General features: G+C 35.4%; 15 protein-coding genes and 2 pseudogenes. 13 read left to right on the top strand and 4 right to left on the bottom strand.

Annotated features, from left to right (window positions below; genetic code table 11):
• The first annotated feature begins 43 nt into the window (after positions 1–43).
• From MOC86_RS22170 to nei, 3 genes and pseudogenes are all read left to right on the top strand, one after another.
• Complete coding sequence (locus MOC86_RS22170) at positions 44–520, top strand: hypothetical protein (RefSeq protein WP_268586153.1); 477 nt, start codon at positions 44–46, stop codon at positions 518–520.
• Positions 517–1011: a hypothetical protein gene (locus tag MOC86_RS22165; RefSeq protein ID WP_268586152.1), complete on the top strand. Its 495-nt coding sequence runs from the start codon at positions 517–519 to the stop codon at positions 1009–1011. The genes MOC86_RS22170 and MOC86_RS22165 overlap by 4 nt, the downstream gene beginning before the upstream one ends.
• A gap of 101 nt (positions 1012–1112) precedes the next feature.
• Positions 1113–1927: pseudogene (gene nei / locus MOC86_RS22160) on the top strand (endonuclease VIII).
• Between the two features lie 29 nt (positions 1928–1956).
• Here nei and MOC86_RS22155 read toward each other — a convergent pair.
• The gene (locus MOC86_RS22155; RefSeq protein ID WP_268586150.1) at positions 1957–2208 is read right to left on the bottom strand and encodes a hypothetical protein; all 252 of its coding nucleotides are present in this window, start codon (positions 2206–2208) and stop codon (positions 1957–1959) included.
• A 314-nt stretch (positions 2209–2522) separates the two neighbouring features.
• Here MOC86_RS22155 and galE point away from each other — a divergent pair, with 314 nt between their 5' ends.
• The 3 genes from galE to MOC86_RS22140 all read left to right on the top strand — a co-directional run bounded on the left by galE (position 2523) and on the right by MOC86_RS22140 (position 5163).
• On the top strand, positions 2523–3539 hold the full coding sequence (galE, locus tag MOC86_RS22150) for a UDP-glucose 4-epimerase GalE (RefSeq protein WP_268586149.1): 1017 nt from the start codon (positions 2523–2525) through the stop codon (positions 3537–3539).
• Between the two features lie 395 nt (positions 3540–3934).
• Positions 3935–4174, top strand: coding sequence for a hypothetical protein (locus tag MOC86_RS22145; RefSeq protein ID WP_268586148.1), 240 nt, complete (start codon positions 3935–3937; stop codon positions 4172–4174).
• Positions 4175–4290: 116 nt separating this feature from the next.
• On the top strand, positions 4291–5163 hold the full coding sequence (locus MOC86_RS22140; protein ID WP_268586147.1) for a YitT family protein: 873 nt from the start codon (positions 4291–4293) through the stop codon (positions 5161–5163).
• A 182-nt stretch (positions 5164–5345) separates the two neighbouring features.
• On the opposite strand, the gene MOC86_RS22135 is transcribed toward MOC86_RS22140, so the two are convergent.
• A complete protein-coding gene (locus MOC86_RS22135; RefSeq protein WP_268586146.1) occupies positions 5346–6194 on the bottom strand; it encodes a C40 family peptidase in 849 nt (282 codons plus the stop codon).
• A gap of 351 nt (positions 6195–6545) precedes the next feature.
• On the opposite strand from MOC86_RS22135, the gene MOC86_RS22130 reads away from it, so the two are divergent.
• The 6 genes and pseudogenes from MOC86_RS22130 (at position 6546) to MOC86_RS22105 (ending at position 12184) form a co-directional block, all read left to right on the top strand.
• On the top strand, positions 6546–7232 hold the full coding sequence (locus tag MOC86_RS22130) for a response regulator transcription factor (protein WP_019390812.1): 687 nt from the start codon (positions 6546–6548) through the stop codon (positions 7230–7232).
• Positions 7219–8289 carry a HAMP domain-containing sensor histidine kinase gene (locus MOC86_RS22125; protein WP_268586145.1) on the top strand — a complete coding sequence of 357 codons (1071 nt, stop codon included), beginning with the start codon at positions 7219–7221 and terminating at the stop codon, positions 8287–8289. The genes MOC86_RS22130 and MOC86_RS22125 overlap by 14 nt, the downstream gene beginning before the upstream one ends.
• A 130-nt stretch (positions 8290–8419) precedes the next feature.
• Complete coding sequence (locus MOC86_RS22120) at positions 8420–8647, top strand: hypothetical protein (protein ID WP_268586144.1); 228 nt, start codon at positions 8420–8422, stop codon at positions 8645–8647.
• A 363-nt stretch (positions 8648–9010) separates the two neighbouring features.
• Complete coding sequence (locus tag MOC86_RS22115) at positions 9011–9751, top strand: gamma-glutamyl-gamma-aminobutyrate hydrolase family protein (RefSeq protein WP_268586143.1); 741 nt, start codon at positions 9011–9013, stop codon at positions 9749–9751.
• Positions 9752–9916: 165 nt separating this feature from the next.
• A complete protein-coding gene (locus MOC86_RS22110; RefSeq protein WP_268586142.1) occupies positions 9917–10654 on the top strand; it encodes a metallophosphoesterase family protein in 738 nt (245 codons plus the stop codon).
• Positions 10655–11179: 525 nt separating this feature from the next.
• A pseudogene (locus tag MOC86_RS22105) lies at positions 11180–12184 on the top strand (DUF3231 family protein).
• A gap of 239 nt (positions 12185–12423) precedes the next feature.
• Here MOC86_RS22105 and MOC86_RS22100 read toward each other — a convergent pair.
• Together MOC86_RS22100 and MOC86_RS22095 are read right to left on the bottom strand one after the other, a co-directional pair.
• Positions 12424–13413, bottom strand: coding sequence for a Gfo/Idh/MocA family protein (locus MOC86_RS22100; protein ID WP_268586141.1), 990 nt, complete (start codon positions 13411–13413; stop codon positions 12424–12426).
• A gap of 1 nt (position 13414) precedes the next feature.
• Positions 13415–14434 carry a Gfo/Idh/MocA family oxidoreductase gene (locus tag MOC86_RS22095; RefSeq protein WP_268586140.1) on the bottom strand — a complete coding sequence of 340 codons (1020 nt, stop codon included), beginning with the start codon at positions 14432–14434 and terminating at the stop codon, positions 13415–13417.
• A gap of 180 nt (positions 14435–14614) precedes the next feature.
• Between MOC86_RS22095 and MOC86_RS22090 the strand changes: the two genes are divergently transcribed.
• Positions 14615–15478 carry a MurR/RpiR family transcriptional regulator gene (locus MOC86_RS22090; RefSeq protein ID WP_268586139.1) on the top strand — a complete coding sequence of 288 codons (864 nt, stop codon included), beginning with the start codon at positions 14615–14617 and terminating at the stop codon, positions 15476–15478.
• The last annotated feature ends 884 nt before the right edge of the window (positions 15479–16362 follow it).

Here is a 16362-nt window from a genome sequence, read left to right as displayed (position 1 = left end):
TCCTAAAAAAACAAATAAATACGAGAAGGAGGTGTCTTGTCTTATGGGGTTTTCATTTTTTGTATTTTTATCTTTTCTCGTTATAACGCTATTCGTTACGATGAGAAAGAGCCTTAGCATTGTAGAAAATACTTTTATTTATTTACTTGTTCTTATTATTAACGTTAATGCGACATGGATTATAAATGAAGAATTCAAGCTTATTAATGTTACAGAAGAGACAGCACCTTATATAGGTTTTCTCTTAGAACGAAGCCTTATTATTCTGATCCTTTTTGTTATAACATTCAATTACTTTTATAGAAACATAACACCTCGGGCAATTATGATTACAGACTTTATTTTTCTTATCTTTACCCTTTTACTTCGGAAATACTCTAATATGCTGAATATTTATCACTATAAGCAATGGAACCTCTTTTATGAAGCTTTATATATTCTTGGATTACTTCTTATTATTTTTGTTCTTCATAAAGGCTTTCGCAAACTAATGCGAAAGGAAAAGGGGGAATTTTTATGATGATAGGACAGTGGAGTAAAAATGAAATCAGTATATGCGTCATGCTTATTGTTATTTATGTTCTTCCCTTCTTTCTCCCGAAACGGTTATCAAAACATATGACAATTTTAAGTTTGATATGGGGGGCAGCAGCTGGATTTCTAGTTGAATTCACGATTGGGGGAGGAGCCATTGATTTTTATACTGTAAATGATTCTAGCTCATATGAACTGTTTGATTTCTTCTATTATGTTATGTTCGCGCCTTTTGGCTATTTATTTATGAATTTCTATGAAGTGTTTGGTATTACAAAAAAAACATTTGGTTATTATGTGACAGCATGGAGTTTTATAGGCATTTTTGCGAACTGGACGTTTAACAAGTTAGATATCATCCATTTTAAAAATGATTTTACCCTTTCATATTCATTTGCTATTTTTTTATTAATCCAAACTATAACAGGATTATACTATCAGTACATGAAACAAAAAGAACATTCAAGTGAAGTATAAAAAGCCGCATTTTGATCCTAATGGGGTTTTTTTGCTTTGATAAGTTTTGGAGGAAGAGATAATAAGGAAATAGACCATATAAGAGAAGGGGGAGTATAGAAATGACTGAGGGACCTGAAATAAGAATTGCAGCAGATAAAGTTCAAAAAGCACTCACAGCTTATAACGTAGGGGAAGTTTGGTTTGCTTTCCCACAGCTCAAACATTATGAAGAGATACTGCAAGGAGCAAGAGTGAAACGAGTAGATACGAAAGGAAAAGCGATGCTTATTAGATTTGATAATGGTTACACCATGTATTCTCATAATCAGCTTTATGGGAGATGGTATATAAGGGCAGCTTATAGCTATCCTAAAACAAATCGACAGCTTCGATTAGCTCTACATAATGAAAAGTATTCAGCTCTTTTATATAGTGCTTCAGATATTGAAGTTTTAAGAGATGAAGAAGTACCTCTTCATCCTTTTGTTTCGCGAGTTGGGCCAGATATATTAAGTGAGAATGTAACAGAACAATATTTGAAAGAGCGTTTTCTCCAAAAAGAATTTAAAGGAAGAAGATGGTCATCTCTATTACTTGATCAAGGGTTTATTGGAGGCGTTGGCAACTACTTAAGAAGTGAAATCCTTTTTGTAGCAGGGATACATCCGAATAAGCACCCGATAGAATGTACAGATGAAGAACTTCGACAAGCAGCACGTGCAGTTAAAAAACTTATGATACAGTCCTATGAAACAAGAGGAATTACGAATGATTTGCAGCTTGTGGAAAAGTTAAAGAAGAAAGGTCTTCTTATCGTCATTGGGTGTTTGAAAGAGAAGGAGAGGCATGCAGGATAGATGGATCGGATATTGTGAAAATAATCGCGGACTCAAGAAGGCTTTACTATTGTCCAACATGTCAAAAAGAAAATTAAAAAACAGCCGTCAGTGACGGCTGTTTTGTTTATTCGTCATAAATATCGTCTTCATTATGAGTAGCTAAAAAGCCGAGAGGATTGCTATAACTAAAAGAATGATCTGTGTTCGTTACAGTGAGTGTTTGTAAAGTAGTACTTTGAGATTGGAAATAAGTAATCCAGTTTGGTGACCATTCATCTGTTAGAACAATACCTTTATGAAAACCTTCCCAAAGAACAGCATTTATATATGGAAGAGATGTTGTTTTAATTGTTTCAAATCCCCAGTTTTGCCTCAAAAATAAGCTTGGGTCTTGCTCTTTAATGTTTGTTAAGAGTGTTTTATAAGCTGTGCTAATCTCTGTTTGCAGAGCGGGTTTATTATAAAAATAATCATAAATATCGCCAACAGTATCTAAGAAAACCCCATCCCTTCCAATGTTATTTTTGAATCAATTCGAAAGTAACCAAAAGTGTCTTTTAGAATATACAAGATAGTAAGAAAGATTAAGGGAGAGAAGAGGTAGAATTTTCTTTGTCAAAAAGAAAATGTTAAGGTAAAATTCAAATTAAAGAGAGGCATCGTTTTACATATTAATCAGGAGGGATTACAATGACAATTTTAGTAACAGGCGGAGCAGGGTATATCGGTAGCCACACTTGTGTTGAATTATTAAATAGTGGTCATGATATCGCAGTACTAGATAACTTATCAAATAGTTCAGAAGAAGCTTTAACAAGAGTGAAAGAAATTACAGGTAAAGATTTTCCGTTTTATAATGTTGATTTGTTAGATAAAGAGGGCGTAGAAAAGGTATTTGAAGAAAATAACTTTACAGCTGTTATTCATTTTGCTGGATTAAAAGCTGTTGGAGAATCGGTTGCTATTCCACTTCGCTATTATCACAACAACTTGACAGGAACTTTTATTCTTTGCGAAGCAATGCAGAAGCATAATGTAAAAAACATTGTATTTAGTTCTTCTGCAACAGTATATGGAGTGCCTGAAAAGTCTCCAATTACAGAAGATTTCCCACTTTCAGCAACAAATCCTTATGGTCAAACAAAGCTTATGCTTGAGCAAGTTTTAGGAGACATTGCAAATGCAGATCCTGAGTGGAGTGTTGTGCTGCTTCGCTATTTTAACCCATTTGGTGCTCATGAAAGCGGACAAATTGGTGAGGATCCAAAAGGAATTCCAAACAACCTTATGCCTTATGTTACACAAGTTGCAATTGGTCGCCTTGATAAACTAAGTATATTTGGTAATGACTATCCAACAAAAGATGGTACAGGTGTACGTGATTATATTCATGTTGTAGATCTTGCGGATGCCCACGTAAAAGCTCTTCATAAAGCAAATGAAGACAAAGGTGTTCATGCTTATAATGTTGGTACAGGAACAGGTTACAGTGTCCTTGAAATGGTCAAAGCATTTGAGAAGGTGTCAGGTAAAGAAGTGCCATATCAATTTTCACCGCGCCGTCCTGGAGATATCGCAACATGCTTTGCAGATCCAACAAAAGCATATAAAGAGTTAAACTGGAAAGCAACTCGCGGTTTAGAAGATATGTGTCGCGATTCTTGGAAATGGCAGTCACAAAATAAAGACGGCTATCGTCTTTCATAATCTTAACTCAAAAAATCCCCTTCTTTATAAAGAAGGGGATTTTTTATTGGCTAGTAAGATAAGGAAATACAGGGTCTATTCATTAGCTAACACACCCTCACTATTATTCAGTTTGCATTCTCTCTTAAATAGGTATTATACGCAATTTCTACTTTATCAGATGTTGGAGCTGATTAATTGAGTTTCTCGTAGCTATCTTTTAGCAAGTCTAACCCTCTCAATAAGCATCTGCTGATAATTTCAAATGTGATAATTAGCTTATATAGGTGGTCTTATCCTATTTGTAAAGTTCTACATAATTCTAAATCCTTTATTTCATAAGGGGAAAAGTGTTAAGGTTATTATATATGGAATAAAGTGGAGGATGATTATGGAAGATAAAATAGAAATGGAACTTGGGCAAAAATCCATCTCTGATCTTCTCTCGTACAGTAGGGATATGGAGCGGGGCGCTAAGTAAGGTTCCTCATAGCAACCAACCTTATAGTGAACGAGTTCTTTATATTCGGGCAAGCTATGAAAGTGTAAGTTCTTATGTAGAAGATTCTACAAAGTTTATAGAAGTGATAGTTCTTCATCATTTTCAAGTAAACCGTATGGTTCCAGATTTGGTTCCAGTTTTTTGGAAAAGATGAGATACTCATAAAACAAAGTATTATAAAAGGAGGATAAGCAGTTAGCAAAATCATAGCATGAACACTAAAAAAGTAGACAAAAATAGAAGAAAATAGTTTGAAACGAGGACACTAACATGAGCAAAATCATAAAGAGAAGGCCTAGGAAACTTAGAACAACTTCACGCATACTCTTAATAATTATCGGTGCTTTTATCACAGCATACGGTTTAGAAGCAGTTTTAATACCAAACAACGTATCAGACGGTGGTGTTACAGGGATTAGTATCGTTGGTTCAGAATTAATCGGACTGCCGCTTGGCCTGTTAATTGCTATCTTGAATATTCCGTTTGTATTTTTAGGATATAAACAAATTGGAAAGAGCTTTGCGGTTTATTCAGTTATTGGAATTGCTTCATTAGCAGCAGGAACAAGCCTTATGCACCATGTACCAACTATTATAGATGGTGATACGTTATTAGTAACGGTTGTTGGTGGTATTATCATTGGTTTTGGAATGGGTCTAGCCCTAAGAAACGGTGGTGCGCTTGATGGTATTGATATGTTAGCAGTGCTGCTTTCTAGAAAATTACCTTTTGGAACAAGTGATCTTATTTTATTCTTAAACTTGTTTGTTTTTATCATCGTCTCTACTGTGTTTGGACTTCAAGGCGCTATTCTTTCTGCAATTGCTTACTTTATTGCTTCTAAAGTGATTCACATTGTAGAAGAAGGATTAAGCGGTTCTAAGACGTTCAAAATTATTACTGTTCACCCTGAATTAATGGTTGAGACAATTCGTGATCGCTTAGGGCGTGGTGCAACGTATAAGCAAGCTCAAGGCGGTTATTCAAATGAAAATTTCAAAGAAATTACTTGTATTATTAACCGTTTAGAAGAAAGCAAAATGAAAGAAATTATTAATGAAATTGATGAGAATGCTTTTGTTACAGTTTATGATGTAGCAGAAGTAAAAGGCGGTAACTTTAAGAAAAATAATATTCATTAAAAAACTTACATATAAGCTTGGTTGCTTCAATGTTAAAAAGCTGGATATCTAGAAGATATCCAGCTTTTTATTTAGGTAACTAAAATTTTAAAGAAGTAGTAAAAAGGGGAAATGGGAATATATACCTTTTCTACTAACTATAAGGATGTCAACCTTTATCCTTATCCTATTCTAGCTATCTATTAGTTAATAAATGATTTAGCACCAATGTAGTGTTTTTGCCAGTATGGATTGTCAAGACGAGCATATTCAACTCCACCATCTCCTGCGTGAATCATCACGTTGTTACCAAGATAAACGGCACTATGAGAAGCCCCTTGTACATTGTAAGTACCCTCGAAGAAGACAACGTCTCCTACTTGTGGTGAACTAACATGTACACCGTTATTTTTCCACATGTCACGATGTGTTCTTGATAAGTCGATACCAACTTGATCAAATACATAGTTTATGAAACCACTGCTATCAAGGCCTTGCGTTGTTGTGCCACCCCATACATAAGGTGTTCCAACTACGCTTTTTGCGGCAGCAACAACAGCTGCTCGTGTACTTGATACAGATTGGTTATTTTGTGCAGGAGCAGTTGGCGCTGTAGTAGAATTAGATGTGTTTGTGTTTGTAGTCGTATTTGTATTAGAATCTGCTACAGAACCAGTTGGTGCCAATGATAGAGCCTTAGCTGTGTTAGGTCCTACAATACCGTCAACTGAAAGATTATGAGCAGCTTGAAATTGTCTTACAGCTTGTTCTGTGATAGATCCGAAAATGCCATCAATGTTGTATTTATAATAGCCTTGACTATTTAATTTTGTTTGAAGGTCTCTAACTTGTTGTCCAGAAGCTCCTTTACGAATAAGTGACGTGCTAGTTGGTGTAGTAGTTTGTGGTTGTGCTACAGTTGTATTTGTTTGCTCCTCAGGATGTGACTTAGCAAAAGCAAAAGCATTTTCACTTAACATTGGTGTTAGCGCTAGTGATGTAACTAAAGCTGATGAAATAACATATTTGCGCATCGTACGATTTGATTTCAAGATTAAAACCCCTATCCTAAATTATAATTTTGTCTTTTAATCATATAAAAAATGGAAGATTCTATGGTTTTTATATGATCATATCTCACAATTTTCTATTGTAAGTATGAATTGTTAAGATTTGATAAAGTTGTCGAATTAAAAAGAAAAAGGGTACTAAATGATTAGATATTATGTAGGAAAAAAGAATTATTTGGAAAATGTAATCGATAATTAGCAGTAAAAGCTCTTCAATCATCTCTGGGAAAGTTCTTGAAATTTTGTATAAATGATAAGATATTATAAGATATAAGCTAGTAAGATTAATAGAATTCGAACACTAGAACAAAAATATTAGGTAAGAGGGGTTATATGAGTATACGAGGACAATCAATTTTAATTGTTGAAGATGACCCTAACATTTTAGAGATTATTAAACATTATCTAGTTTTTCATGGATATGATGTTTGGGGAGCCCAAAGTGGTGAAGAAGCAAGGAAAATGTTTTTAGAAATCGATCCCTGTTTTGTAATTCTAGATTTAATGTTGCCAGGGGAAAGTGGAGAGTCTATTTGTAGGTGGATTCGTAAAGATATGCAAAGTAACGTCCCGTTAATTATGGTGACAGCAAAAGCAGCAGAAGATGAGAGAATTCGGGGATTACAGATGGGTGCGGATGACTACGTTGTGAAGCCGTTTAGTGCCAAAGAGTTAGTTGCAAGAGTTGAAACAGTGCTCCGACGCACGGAGAATCGATGTAATAAGATTACCTATCAAGGAATCACGTTAAAACCGAATAAATTTGAAGTCAAGGTCAACACAGAGGTTATCGATTTAACTCATCATGAATTTCAACTCCTCTATTATCTCATGAGAAATCCGGATCAAATTCTTTCGCGTGAACAAATTTTAAATGAGCTGTATTCCACACAGGAGAAATTTGTGAGCTATCGAACGGTTGATGTTCATATTAGCAAAATCCGGGAGAAGCTTGGAGCGGAGAAGGGGAACTTGATTGAAACAGTGAGAGGAGTTGGATACAGGTTTGTGGCTTATTAATCAGATTCGAGAGAAAATGATTCGAAAGTGGGTTGCTTTAAATATAGGAGTAACAGGATTGGTTATTGGAATCATTGGTTTTTCTGTTAAAGAACTAGCATGTCGTAAATTTAATGAATATGCTAGTTCAAGTCTTCATGCTCAACAATTTCGAAAAAGTATAGGAGAGGATCTTTTTAACGCTGGTTTATTAACTTTAATTTTAGCTGTACTCATTCATTTATTTTTCGCCAAAAAGATTCTTAATCCTCTCAATCAACTATCACATACTACAAAGGAATTGGATGAAACGATAGCTTCACCTTTTCCTACTCATTTAAAAGATGAAATAGGACAGATAGCAAATAGACTAAACGAAATAACCAATCAAGTGAGTTATTTGCATAAACAGAAAAATCAAATGATGGTTGATCTTGGTCATGAGTTACGAACGCCGCTCACAACCTTAACAGGCTATCTCGAAGGCCTTGAAGAAGGTGTTTTTGTACCAAATGAACAAGTTTATTCTATTTTAAAGAAGGAATGTTTTCAGTTAACACATCTTGTGAATAAAATACAAGAACTGCATCAGTGGGAAAGTGGCCGGAAGAGCCTAGATCGTTATTGGATTGAATCAGGAAGAGCCCTTCAATCAAGTATAGAGCCATTTCAAAATGAAATGAATAAAAGGGATATTGAACGCGTAATACAAGTGGAATCAGCTACTTTATACTGTGACTCAAATGCGTTACATACCGTAATCTCACATATATTTGATAATGTTGTAAGATATAATATTGGAAAAAAGGTGATTGTAAAGGGAAAATCTTATCGAGACAATTATGTTATTTCAATTTCAAATCAAGGAATGCCTATTCCAAAAGAAGCTGAAAAGCAATTATTTGATCATTTTTTTAGAGTGGAAAATTCGAGAAATCGAGAAACAGGCGGATTTGGGCTTGGGCTATCTATTGCAAAGGAAATTGTCCATCAGCTAGGTGGAGAGATAGGGTTTTATAGTAGAAGTGGTTTTCATACTTTTTGGTTCACTATTCCAATTGAAAAAGAAGGACACTGATCTATTTCTTATAACTAATAAAGAATATTGGTTGGAGTTAAGAAGGAACTTTTTTATATGTGCTTTCTCCTAGTGAGACTATCAAAACGAACAGTATAGAATTTGTATCTCTTGAGGTGGAGAAAGAAGGGTGAATAAGCTAGAGGCTAAGATTCTAGAAACGTGGTTAAGAATTCCAAGATGGGTAAGGCTTTTTGCACTTAGTGTTATTACAATCCTTGTCATCTTTGTAGCTTTATTTAAAGGAATAGAAGCTTTATTTCATATCGAAACACTAAGTTTTGGGAAAATACTTTTTTGTTTAGGAATAGCACTTTTTTTCTTATTTATACTTTATACTTTTTCTAAAAAAGGTTAGGATAATTCAATGCTTTGTGAATCTAACAGAAATCGGAGAAGACCCATCATTCTGGAGAATGGTGGGTTATTAATTTCGTTTAAAACGATATTAATAATGAATATAATACTCATTACAACAATCCAACAAATTAAAAAGTGGATCATCTCATTAAGTAGCCAGACTTCTGTAAAAGTTATATTCTTTGTCATCTGTAGGACAGCATACATAAAGAAGATTATTAAGAGTAAATCTAATATTTTGCGGCGTAATCTTAAGAAGCTTATCTTCAGAAGAGATTGTAAAATGTTTCTCTGTTTTATCTCTTAAGCCTGAGGGTATATTTACACAAAGCTAATTAACCATGAAAGGAGATAAAATGAGATGAGGAAATCTAGACCTGTTATTGGTATTTCAAGTTCGGTTACAATTCATAATGGTCTTCCGAGTGTTCATTTGCATCAGAAATATGTGAGTGCAGTGATTGATGCAGGGGGCCTTCCGATAATCATTCCAATAGGAGACAAGGAGATGGAGGAAGAATGGGCCTCATTGTGTGATGGTATTCTTCTGAGTGGAGGAGAAGATGTTGATCCTCAATCATACGATCATGAACCTGATCCAGAGCTTGGAAAAGTCAATGAAAATCGAGATAAAACAGAGATGGGTTTAATAGAGTATGCACGCAAAGAAAAGAAACCAATTCTTGCAATTTGCAGAGGGATAGCGGTGCTTAATGCTGCGTTAGGCGGTGATATTATTCAAGATATTGAAAAGAATGATGAAGATGCGATCAAACATTATCAAGAAGCCGCAAGACCGCAAGCTACCCATGAAATAGAAGTTGAAGAAGGAAGTAGACTGTATAAAATTATGGAGAACAATTCTAAAGTTCGAGTAAATAGTATGCATCATCAAGCAATTGGTGAGGTAGCCTCAAATTTAAAAGTTGTGGCTCGTGCTTCTGACGGTGTGATTGAGGGAGTCGAAGGGAAAGAACAAGACCCACTTCTCCTAGGGGTACAATGGCATCCAGAAGAGATGGCAAGTGAAAATCAGCTTATGGCCAATTTATTTGAAGAGCTTGTGAAGGAATGCAGAAAAAAGGATAAAGTAGAAGCCTAAGGAAGCTGTGGGTATAAGAAATGGAATTAGAAAGAGTAGCGGATGTGATAGCGCTACTCTTTTTTATTGTGTATAAAATATGATAATCTCTATTATTCGTATACAGGGTGTGTTAAACAAAAAACCTTTGTTAGAATGGAATTATAAGGAAGGTTGGTGTATTCGTTGAAAAAGAAGATAGCTGTTCTGTCAGATATTCATGGAAATAATGTCGCATTGGAAGCTGTCCTGCTGGATATTTCACGTCGAAATATTGATACAGTAGTTAATTTAGGAGACAGTTTATATGGTCCATTAAATCCTCTAAAAACGTTTCACTTATTAATGGAACATAATATAGCTCATATCATGGGGAATTGCGATCGAATTATACTAGAGCCATCAGAGGCAGGAGCAGGTTCCACTATACATTATGTGAAAAAAACTCTAACAAAAGAAGCTCTTGATTGGCTGGAACATCTTCCAAATAGCATCTCTATAGATGATATTCTATTCTGTCATGGTATACCCTCTTCTGATCAAGTCTATTTACTAGAAGAAATGACAGAAGTAGGTGGAGTCTTAAAAAATTCAGAAGAAATAATGCGAGCTCTTGAGGGGGTTGAACAAAATATTATATTTTGTGGCCATAGTCACATTCCTAGGACCGTTTATTTACCAAATGGAAAATTGGTTATAAACCCTGGCAGTGTGGGGCTTCCTGCTTATGAAGATGATTTACCAGTGCCTCATAAAATGGAGTCAGGGTCTCCATATGCTAATTATACAATTATAGAGGAGATATCTAATCAGTGGATAGTTGAACATATTAATGTATTTTATGATTGGGAGAAAGCAGCTCATATAGCAGAAACTAATGAGCGTCCAGATTGGGCCCATGCTTTAAAATTTGGAAGAGTGTAATCTTTAGATTTAGCCAAGAAATTCCTAGCTTATACTTTGAAAATGAATAAAGGAAAACCCCTAATTTAAAGACTTTTTTCTTTACATTCCGATAAACGCCATTATGGTAATGAGAATTGTTTGAAGTAAAGTTGTCATTAAAGCTAATAAAGGCCTAAACACTAAAAAATTAATTTTACATGTTGTTGTTAGTTCGTTTTAAAAAGTTGTTTTTATGTGGAAACCATTGTGGACTGCCTATAATCGTGAATATGCTAAAAATCGTTCAGGATAAGGGTGTATAAAGTAAGACCCATAAGTAGAAAGTAATAACAAATTAAGAATAGAAGAAGTTTAGAGATGTTATATAAAGCCTTTGATGCGCAATTCCGTATTTGGGTTGTTCTTTACACTTCTCCTTATATATACAAAAGAAATCTACATATAGGTAAACATCCTTAGTTTGCTCATACAAATCGATGTATATCTCTTAGCATGTAAATTATTTATATTGAATAAGAAATTTAATTTTCAGGAGGAGTCAGAATGAGCAGTTCACAACATCCACCCATTACATCAACGGAACTAGCAACGTTATGGATGACTTATCAGGAAAAAACGATGATCCTGAGGTTTTTAGATTACTTTCTTAAATATAATGAAAATGAGCAACAATTACTTCAACTTCATTATGATCGAGCAGTTAAAAGCTTAGATTTTATTAAAACTGTTTTCCAAGCTGAAGGAGCAGCTATTCCTACTGGGTTTACTGAGAACGATGTGAATACAGAAGCCCCTAAACTATATGACTTTATGTTTGACCTTATGTATTTTCGATTGATGTCTCAAATAGAGACTGGTCTTTTTGCTCTTTATTCGAATATGTCCTATCGTAAAGATATACGACAGTTTTTTTAACGTTTAACTTCAGAAGCTCAAGAGCTGTATGATCAGTCAACTCACTTGTTAATGGAAGCAGGTGTAATTTCTCGACCTCCATATGTCTCCATGCCAAAGGAGGTTCATTTTGTGAAAGATATAAATTATATGGATGGTCTGAAGTGGATAGGGGAAAAAAGATCTCTTAATACGATAGAAGTTTCCCTTATTCAACACGCTGTTGATACGAACCTTGTAGGAATGCAATTAATGATCGGATTTGCTCAAGTAGCAAATGAGCAAAAGGTACGAAAATACTTTGTTCAAGGAATGGAATTATCAAAGAAAATTGAAACAGAGTTAGGTGATATATTACGACATAGTTATATTGAACCGCCTGCAACACATGCTGGAAAAGCAACAACTTCAACAGTTGCTCCTTTTTCTGATAAATTGATGATGTATACCGCTGGTTTGTTAAGCACATTTGGTCTTGGTAGCAATGCACTAGGAGGCGCATTTAGTTTGCGTAGTGATTTACCAGTAAAGATGTTACAACTTGGAAAAGATATTTACAACTTTGCAAAAGAGGGCGGTAAAATTATGATTCAGCACGGCTGGATGGAAGAGCCTCCCCAGATTGAAGATCGAAATCAATTGACAAAAGGATGATTGGCAACATATCACCTTATTAATGAGGTGAATTATTCCCTCTATACTTTAAAAAGTAAATACTTTATAATCCCTAAACCTGAAGATCCCTTTGTTTTGCTACGTAGAATCCGTATTATGTGAAATGGAAAATTAGGTATTATAAAGTAAGACAGAGCTTCCACGCCAAGGAAACTCTGCCTTTTTGTGTTCAAATTATTGACTCAAATCCATATCAATAGTTAAGTTTTAAGTTAAAATTAATATTTATCAGGGCTAAATACAAGATTTGCCGATTGTTTAGCCTGCTCGAGGACATTCATGACTTTCTCGCTATGTTCTAGCATATTTGTAACTTTCTCCAAATCGCGTTCTTTAATAATACGTTCAAATTCAATAAACTCGTCATACATTCGATGCCAATGGTCTGAGAGGTCTACTTGAATAGGTGCTTGCTTATTGAGGACATAATCAAAGCATTTTATGTTATTTGCTGAATTGGCCATGTGTATGTAGCCTTTATTACCTTGAATATTCATTGCATTGGGAGTTGTACTGTCTTTGGAACCTATACAGACACACTTGAAATCACCGTAATCCATCAACAATATGCCTGATGTATCAATATCCCTTTCGATATTCGCCCAATACTTCACTTTCTTAGGACTTCCAAAGAAACCAACAACAAGATGAATATTATATAAATTAATATCCATTAAGGCTCCACCGGACATTTCCGGGTTAAAGGCCGGATGACTTTCTCCTGCTTTGAAAGCCTCATATCTCGATGAATATTGAGAATAATTACACTCCACTATTTTGATATCTCCAAGTTTAGGCAAGTACTTTTTCATAGATAAATAGTTTTTCATGTATTGATTCGTAATAGCTTCCACTAAAACCAATTCTTTTTGCTGAGAAATCTCTTTAAGTTCAAGAAATTCTTGTAGAGTAGAAGTGAATGGTTTTTCACAAATCACGTGCTTTCCACTTAATAAGGCTTCTTTGGCATATGAATAATGAAGATGATTGGGAAGCCCAATGTAGATTGTATCTACATCATCATTTTCAAGCATTTTGCCATAATCGGAATAAGTATGGGTGAATCCATATTTCTTTTGGAAAGACAGCAATTTTTCTCTGTGACTAGGTTTTGAACTGATTGCCTTTAACGTAATCGTAGGGATGTCATGAATAAAGCTCAATAAATCCTCAACAATCTTTCCAGCCCCAACAATCCCTAAATTCATCTTAGCTGCACCCCTCTATTCCTTTTTCAAGTATCTCCATAACAGCTATTGTTTCTTCGTCTTTCACTACTTTTTCTTTGCCATGTACGATTGCCTGATAAATATCATCATACACTCGAGCATAATCACCTTTTTCAGAGACTACTTTCTCCTCATGGTAGCTGCCGTCATCATCTAAGTACGTTAGAACGCCATAATGATTAGGAGAATCAACACCAAAATTGTCATGGCCTTTTGGATGATAAAATAATTTAAGATGCTCTTCCTGACGATCTTCCGTTTCCTTCACGAACACACCTTTTTTTCCATACACAACAAAACTTGGACGTCCTTTTAAACGGAAAAAGCTTGATTTAATGGATACTTTGAGTGAAGAATAATAAAAGTCTAAGTCAAAGTAATCATTCATTCTGCCAGCCCCTAACAATTGACGAACATCGTAATGAATGCTTTCTGGCTTTCCAAAATAGGATAGAGCTTGATCAATTGTATGGACGCCATGTCCATATAAAAAGCTGTTATATTTCGAAAAATGGTCAGTAGCGTTCGGTGTGTGAGGTCGGTAATAATCATAATTCATGTCCACCTCTAGCAAATCTCCAAGTTTACCAGACTGGATAACTTTTTTTGTGGTAAGAAAATCTGAGTCATATCGTCTGTTCTGATAGCATTGAATCACGAGATTTTTCTCATTAGCATATTGAAAAATGGACACTGCTTCGTCTTTCGTTAACATGAAAGGTTTCTCAACAAGCACATGTTTCCCATGATCAAGCGCCATTTTTGCAAAATGATAATGGGACTCGGTATGTGTACACACAACAATTAACCCAATCTCATCATCATTCATTAATGTAGTGATATCGTCTGTGTACAGAACATCAGGGACTCTCTCCCACTCTTTTTTGTCTAGGTTACGAGCATAGATCGTTTTCACTTTCAAATAATCTCTATTCAATGAAAAAGGAAGATGATAACGGTTTGTACTTTTACCATTTCCAATGTATCCTATGGTTAGCATTCTAACTCCTCCTTAAGCTTCTTTTCATTTATTATAGAAGAAGAAAGCTCGCTGTAAAGGTTTTACAACCACATTGGTATATTGGATCACTTTATGATGCATACTACGTTTTATTTTTGAACAAAATGTTTATTTTATAGTCCTACTTAACGTTATTTTAACTAAACTGGGGTGAGCCTGTTGAAAATACTGATGCAATTATCAGAAATGCATAACTTTACACCAAACGAGAAAAGCATTGCTTCTTATATTTTGATACATAGGGAAAGTATGCTTCACTTAAATATTCAAGAGCTTGCTAAAGTTACATATACCTCGCATTCAGCGGTGAATCGCTTAACACATAAACTTGGTTTAAGTGGCTTTAAAGAGTTCATTATAAAACTAGCCCAAGAATTCCAACAAACCGCGGATATTCCCAATGTGGATTCAAACTATCCGTTTAGTCTAGAGGCATCTTCACTTCAAGTGGCAAAAGATATTGCAGAATTAATGAAAGAAACGATTGAAAAAAACTTTTCGTTTATGGATGATAACTTGCTGTCACAGACTGCTCAACTGCTATATCAATCGGAAAGAATTTTTATATATGCCTCAGGGGATTCACAAATCCGAGCGAAAAGTTTTCAAAATAAATTAATCAAAATTAACAAATATCCAATCATTGCTACTGAACTATCTGAATGGGCTCATCATACTGTCAATCTTACGAAGCGTGATTGTGCTATTTTCTTAACCTATCACGGAAAGTCATCTAGCTATATGAAAGCTGCTCAACATTTCTTAAACAAAAATATACCTTTTATAACGATTTCATCAACTACTCAAAATGATTTAGCAAAACTTAGTACGATTTTTATACAGGTTCCTAATGATGAAGAGAAGTTCGCTAAGATTGGTACATTTTCTTCCCAAATTGCCTTTGAATATGTGTTAAACGTTATTTACTCCTGTATCTATAAAATCGACTATATGAAAAATAGGAGAAATTCAATAGACTTCTTGGAGCAGTTACACGCCGATGATGTGCTGAATGATATATAGAATACATTTAATTCTTAAAAATATAGCTATGAGAAGTAAAAAAGCACAAATCCATTGTCAATCAACGGGTTTGTGCTTTTTTACTTCCTCGAATATGTTTTATGGTGCGACAAGAAGTCGCTTTTATATAGTGTGGCTCACGCCACTGGTTTAGGCGCAAAAACTATCCCCGTCCAAAGCTGCGGGTCTGGTAACGGACTCGTGGGTTGCATGCGGAAATGCGGAAACAGAGAGTCAGTGCACGACTCGGAACACTGCTAGGGGAAGATGAGTATGGTGAACATTAGTGAAGGTTTGTAAGCTTCGTAAATGTTAGCTCAGGATGGTGCACAGATTTGCCTGGGTATTGGCAAGAGGAAAAGCAGATTCATAAAGCTGCTGTGACGCGTCCCGTATCTTGCCCGGAGTAAAGAACCCACCTAACCTCGTCGTATCTATAAGATGCGGAACTTGGTAAGCCCTTTGTCACCTGTGTAAACAGTAGGATGACTGTAAAGTCAAACGATGTGATAGAGGGTAAAGGATACGAGAGAAAGCGAAGGCCGTTATCTCGAAAGAGAACAGGAAAGCAGGAAACTGTATAACTGGACGGATACTATCGTCCTTACGGACAAACCCATGATAGGCCCGAAAGGGAGCTGACTTCTCGTTGGTCTCTCGTAGGCACATAAGGTTGTGGCTATCTCCTGACGAAAGAAACGTACTGTTATGTATACCTCCATTTGGAGCGTCGGCGTACGTTTTACTTACCATTATGGTATGTGATGAAGATACGACAGCAAATGGAACTGCAATGGGAGGCTTGAGCCGATGTGTCTTGAAAGGGACTCGCACGGTTCTTAGGGGAGGAAGGGGCAGCGATGCCCCTAACTTACCCGACTAAA

The organism is Priestia endophytica, assembly GCF_026790145.1.
GTDB classification, from domain to species: Bacteria; Bacillota; Bacilli; order Bacillales; family Bacillaceae_H; genus Bacillus_I; species Bacillus_I endophytica_A.
This window is presented reverse-complemented; position numbering and strand designations above follow the sequence as displayed.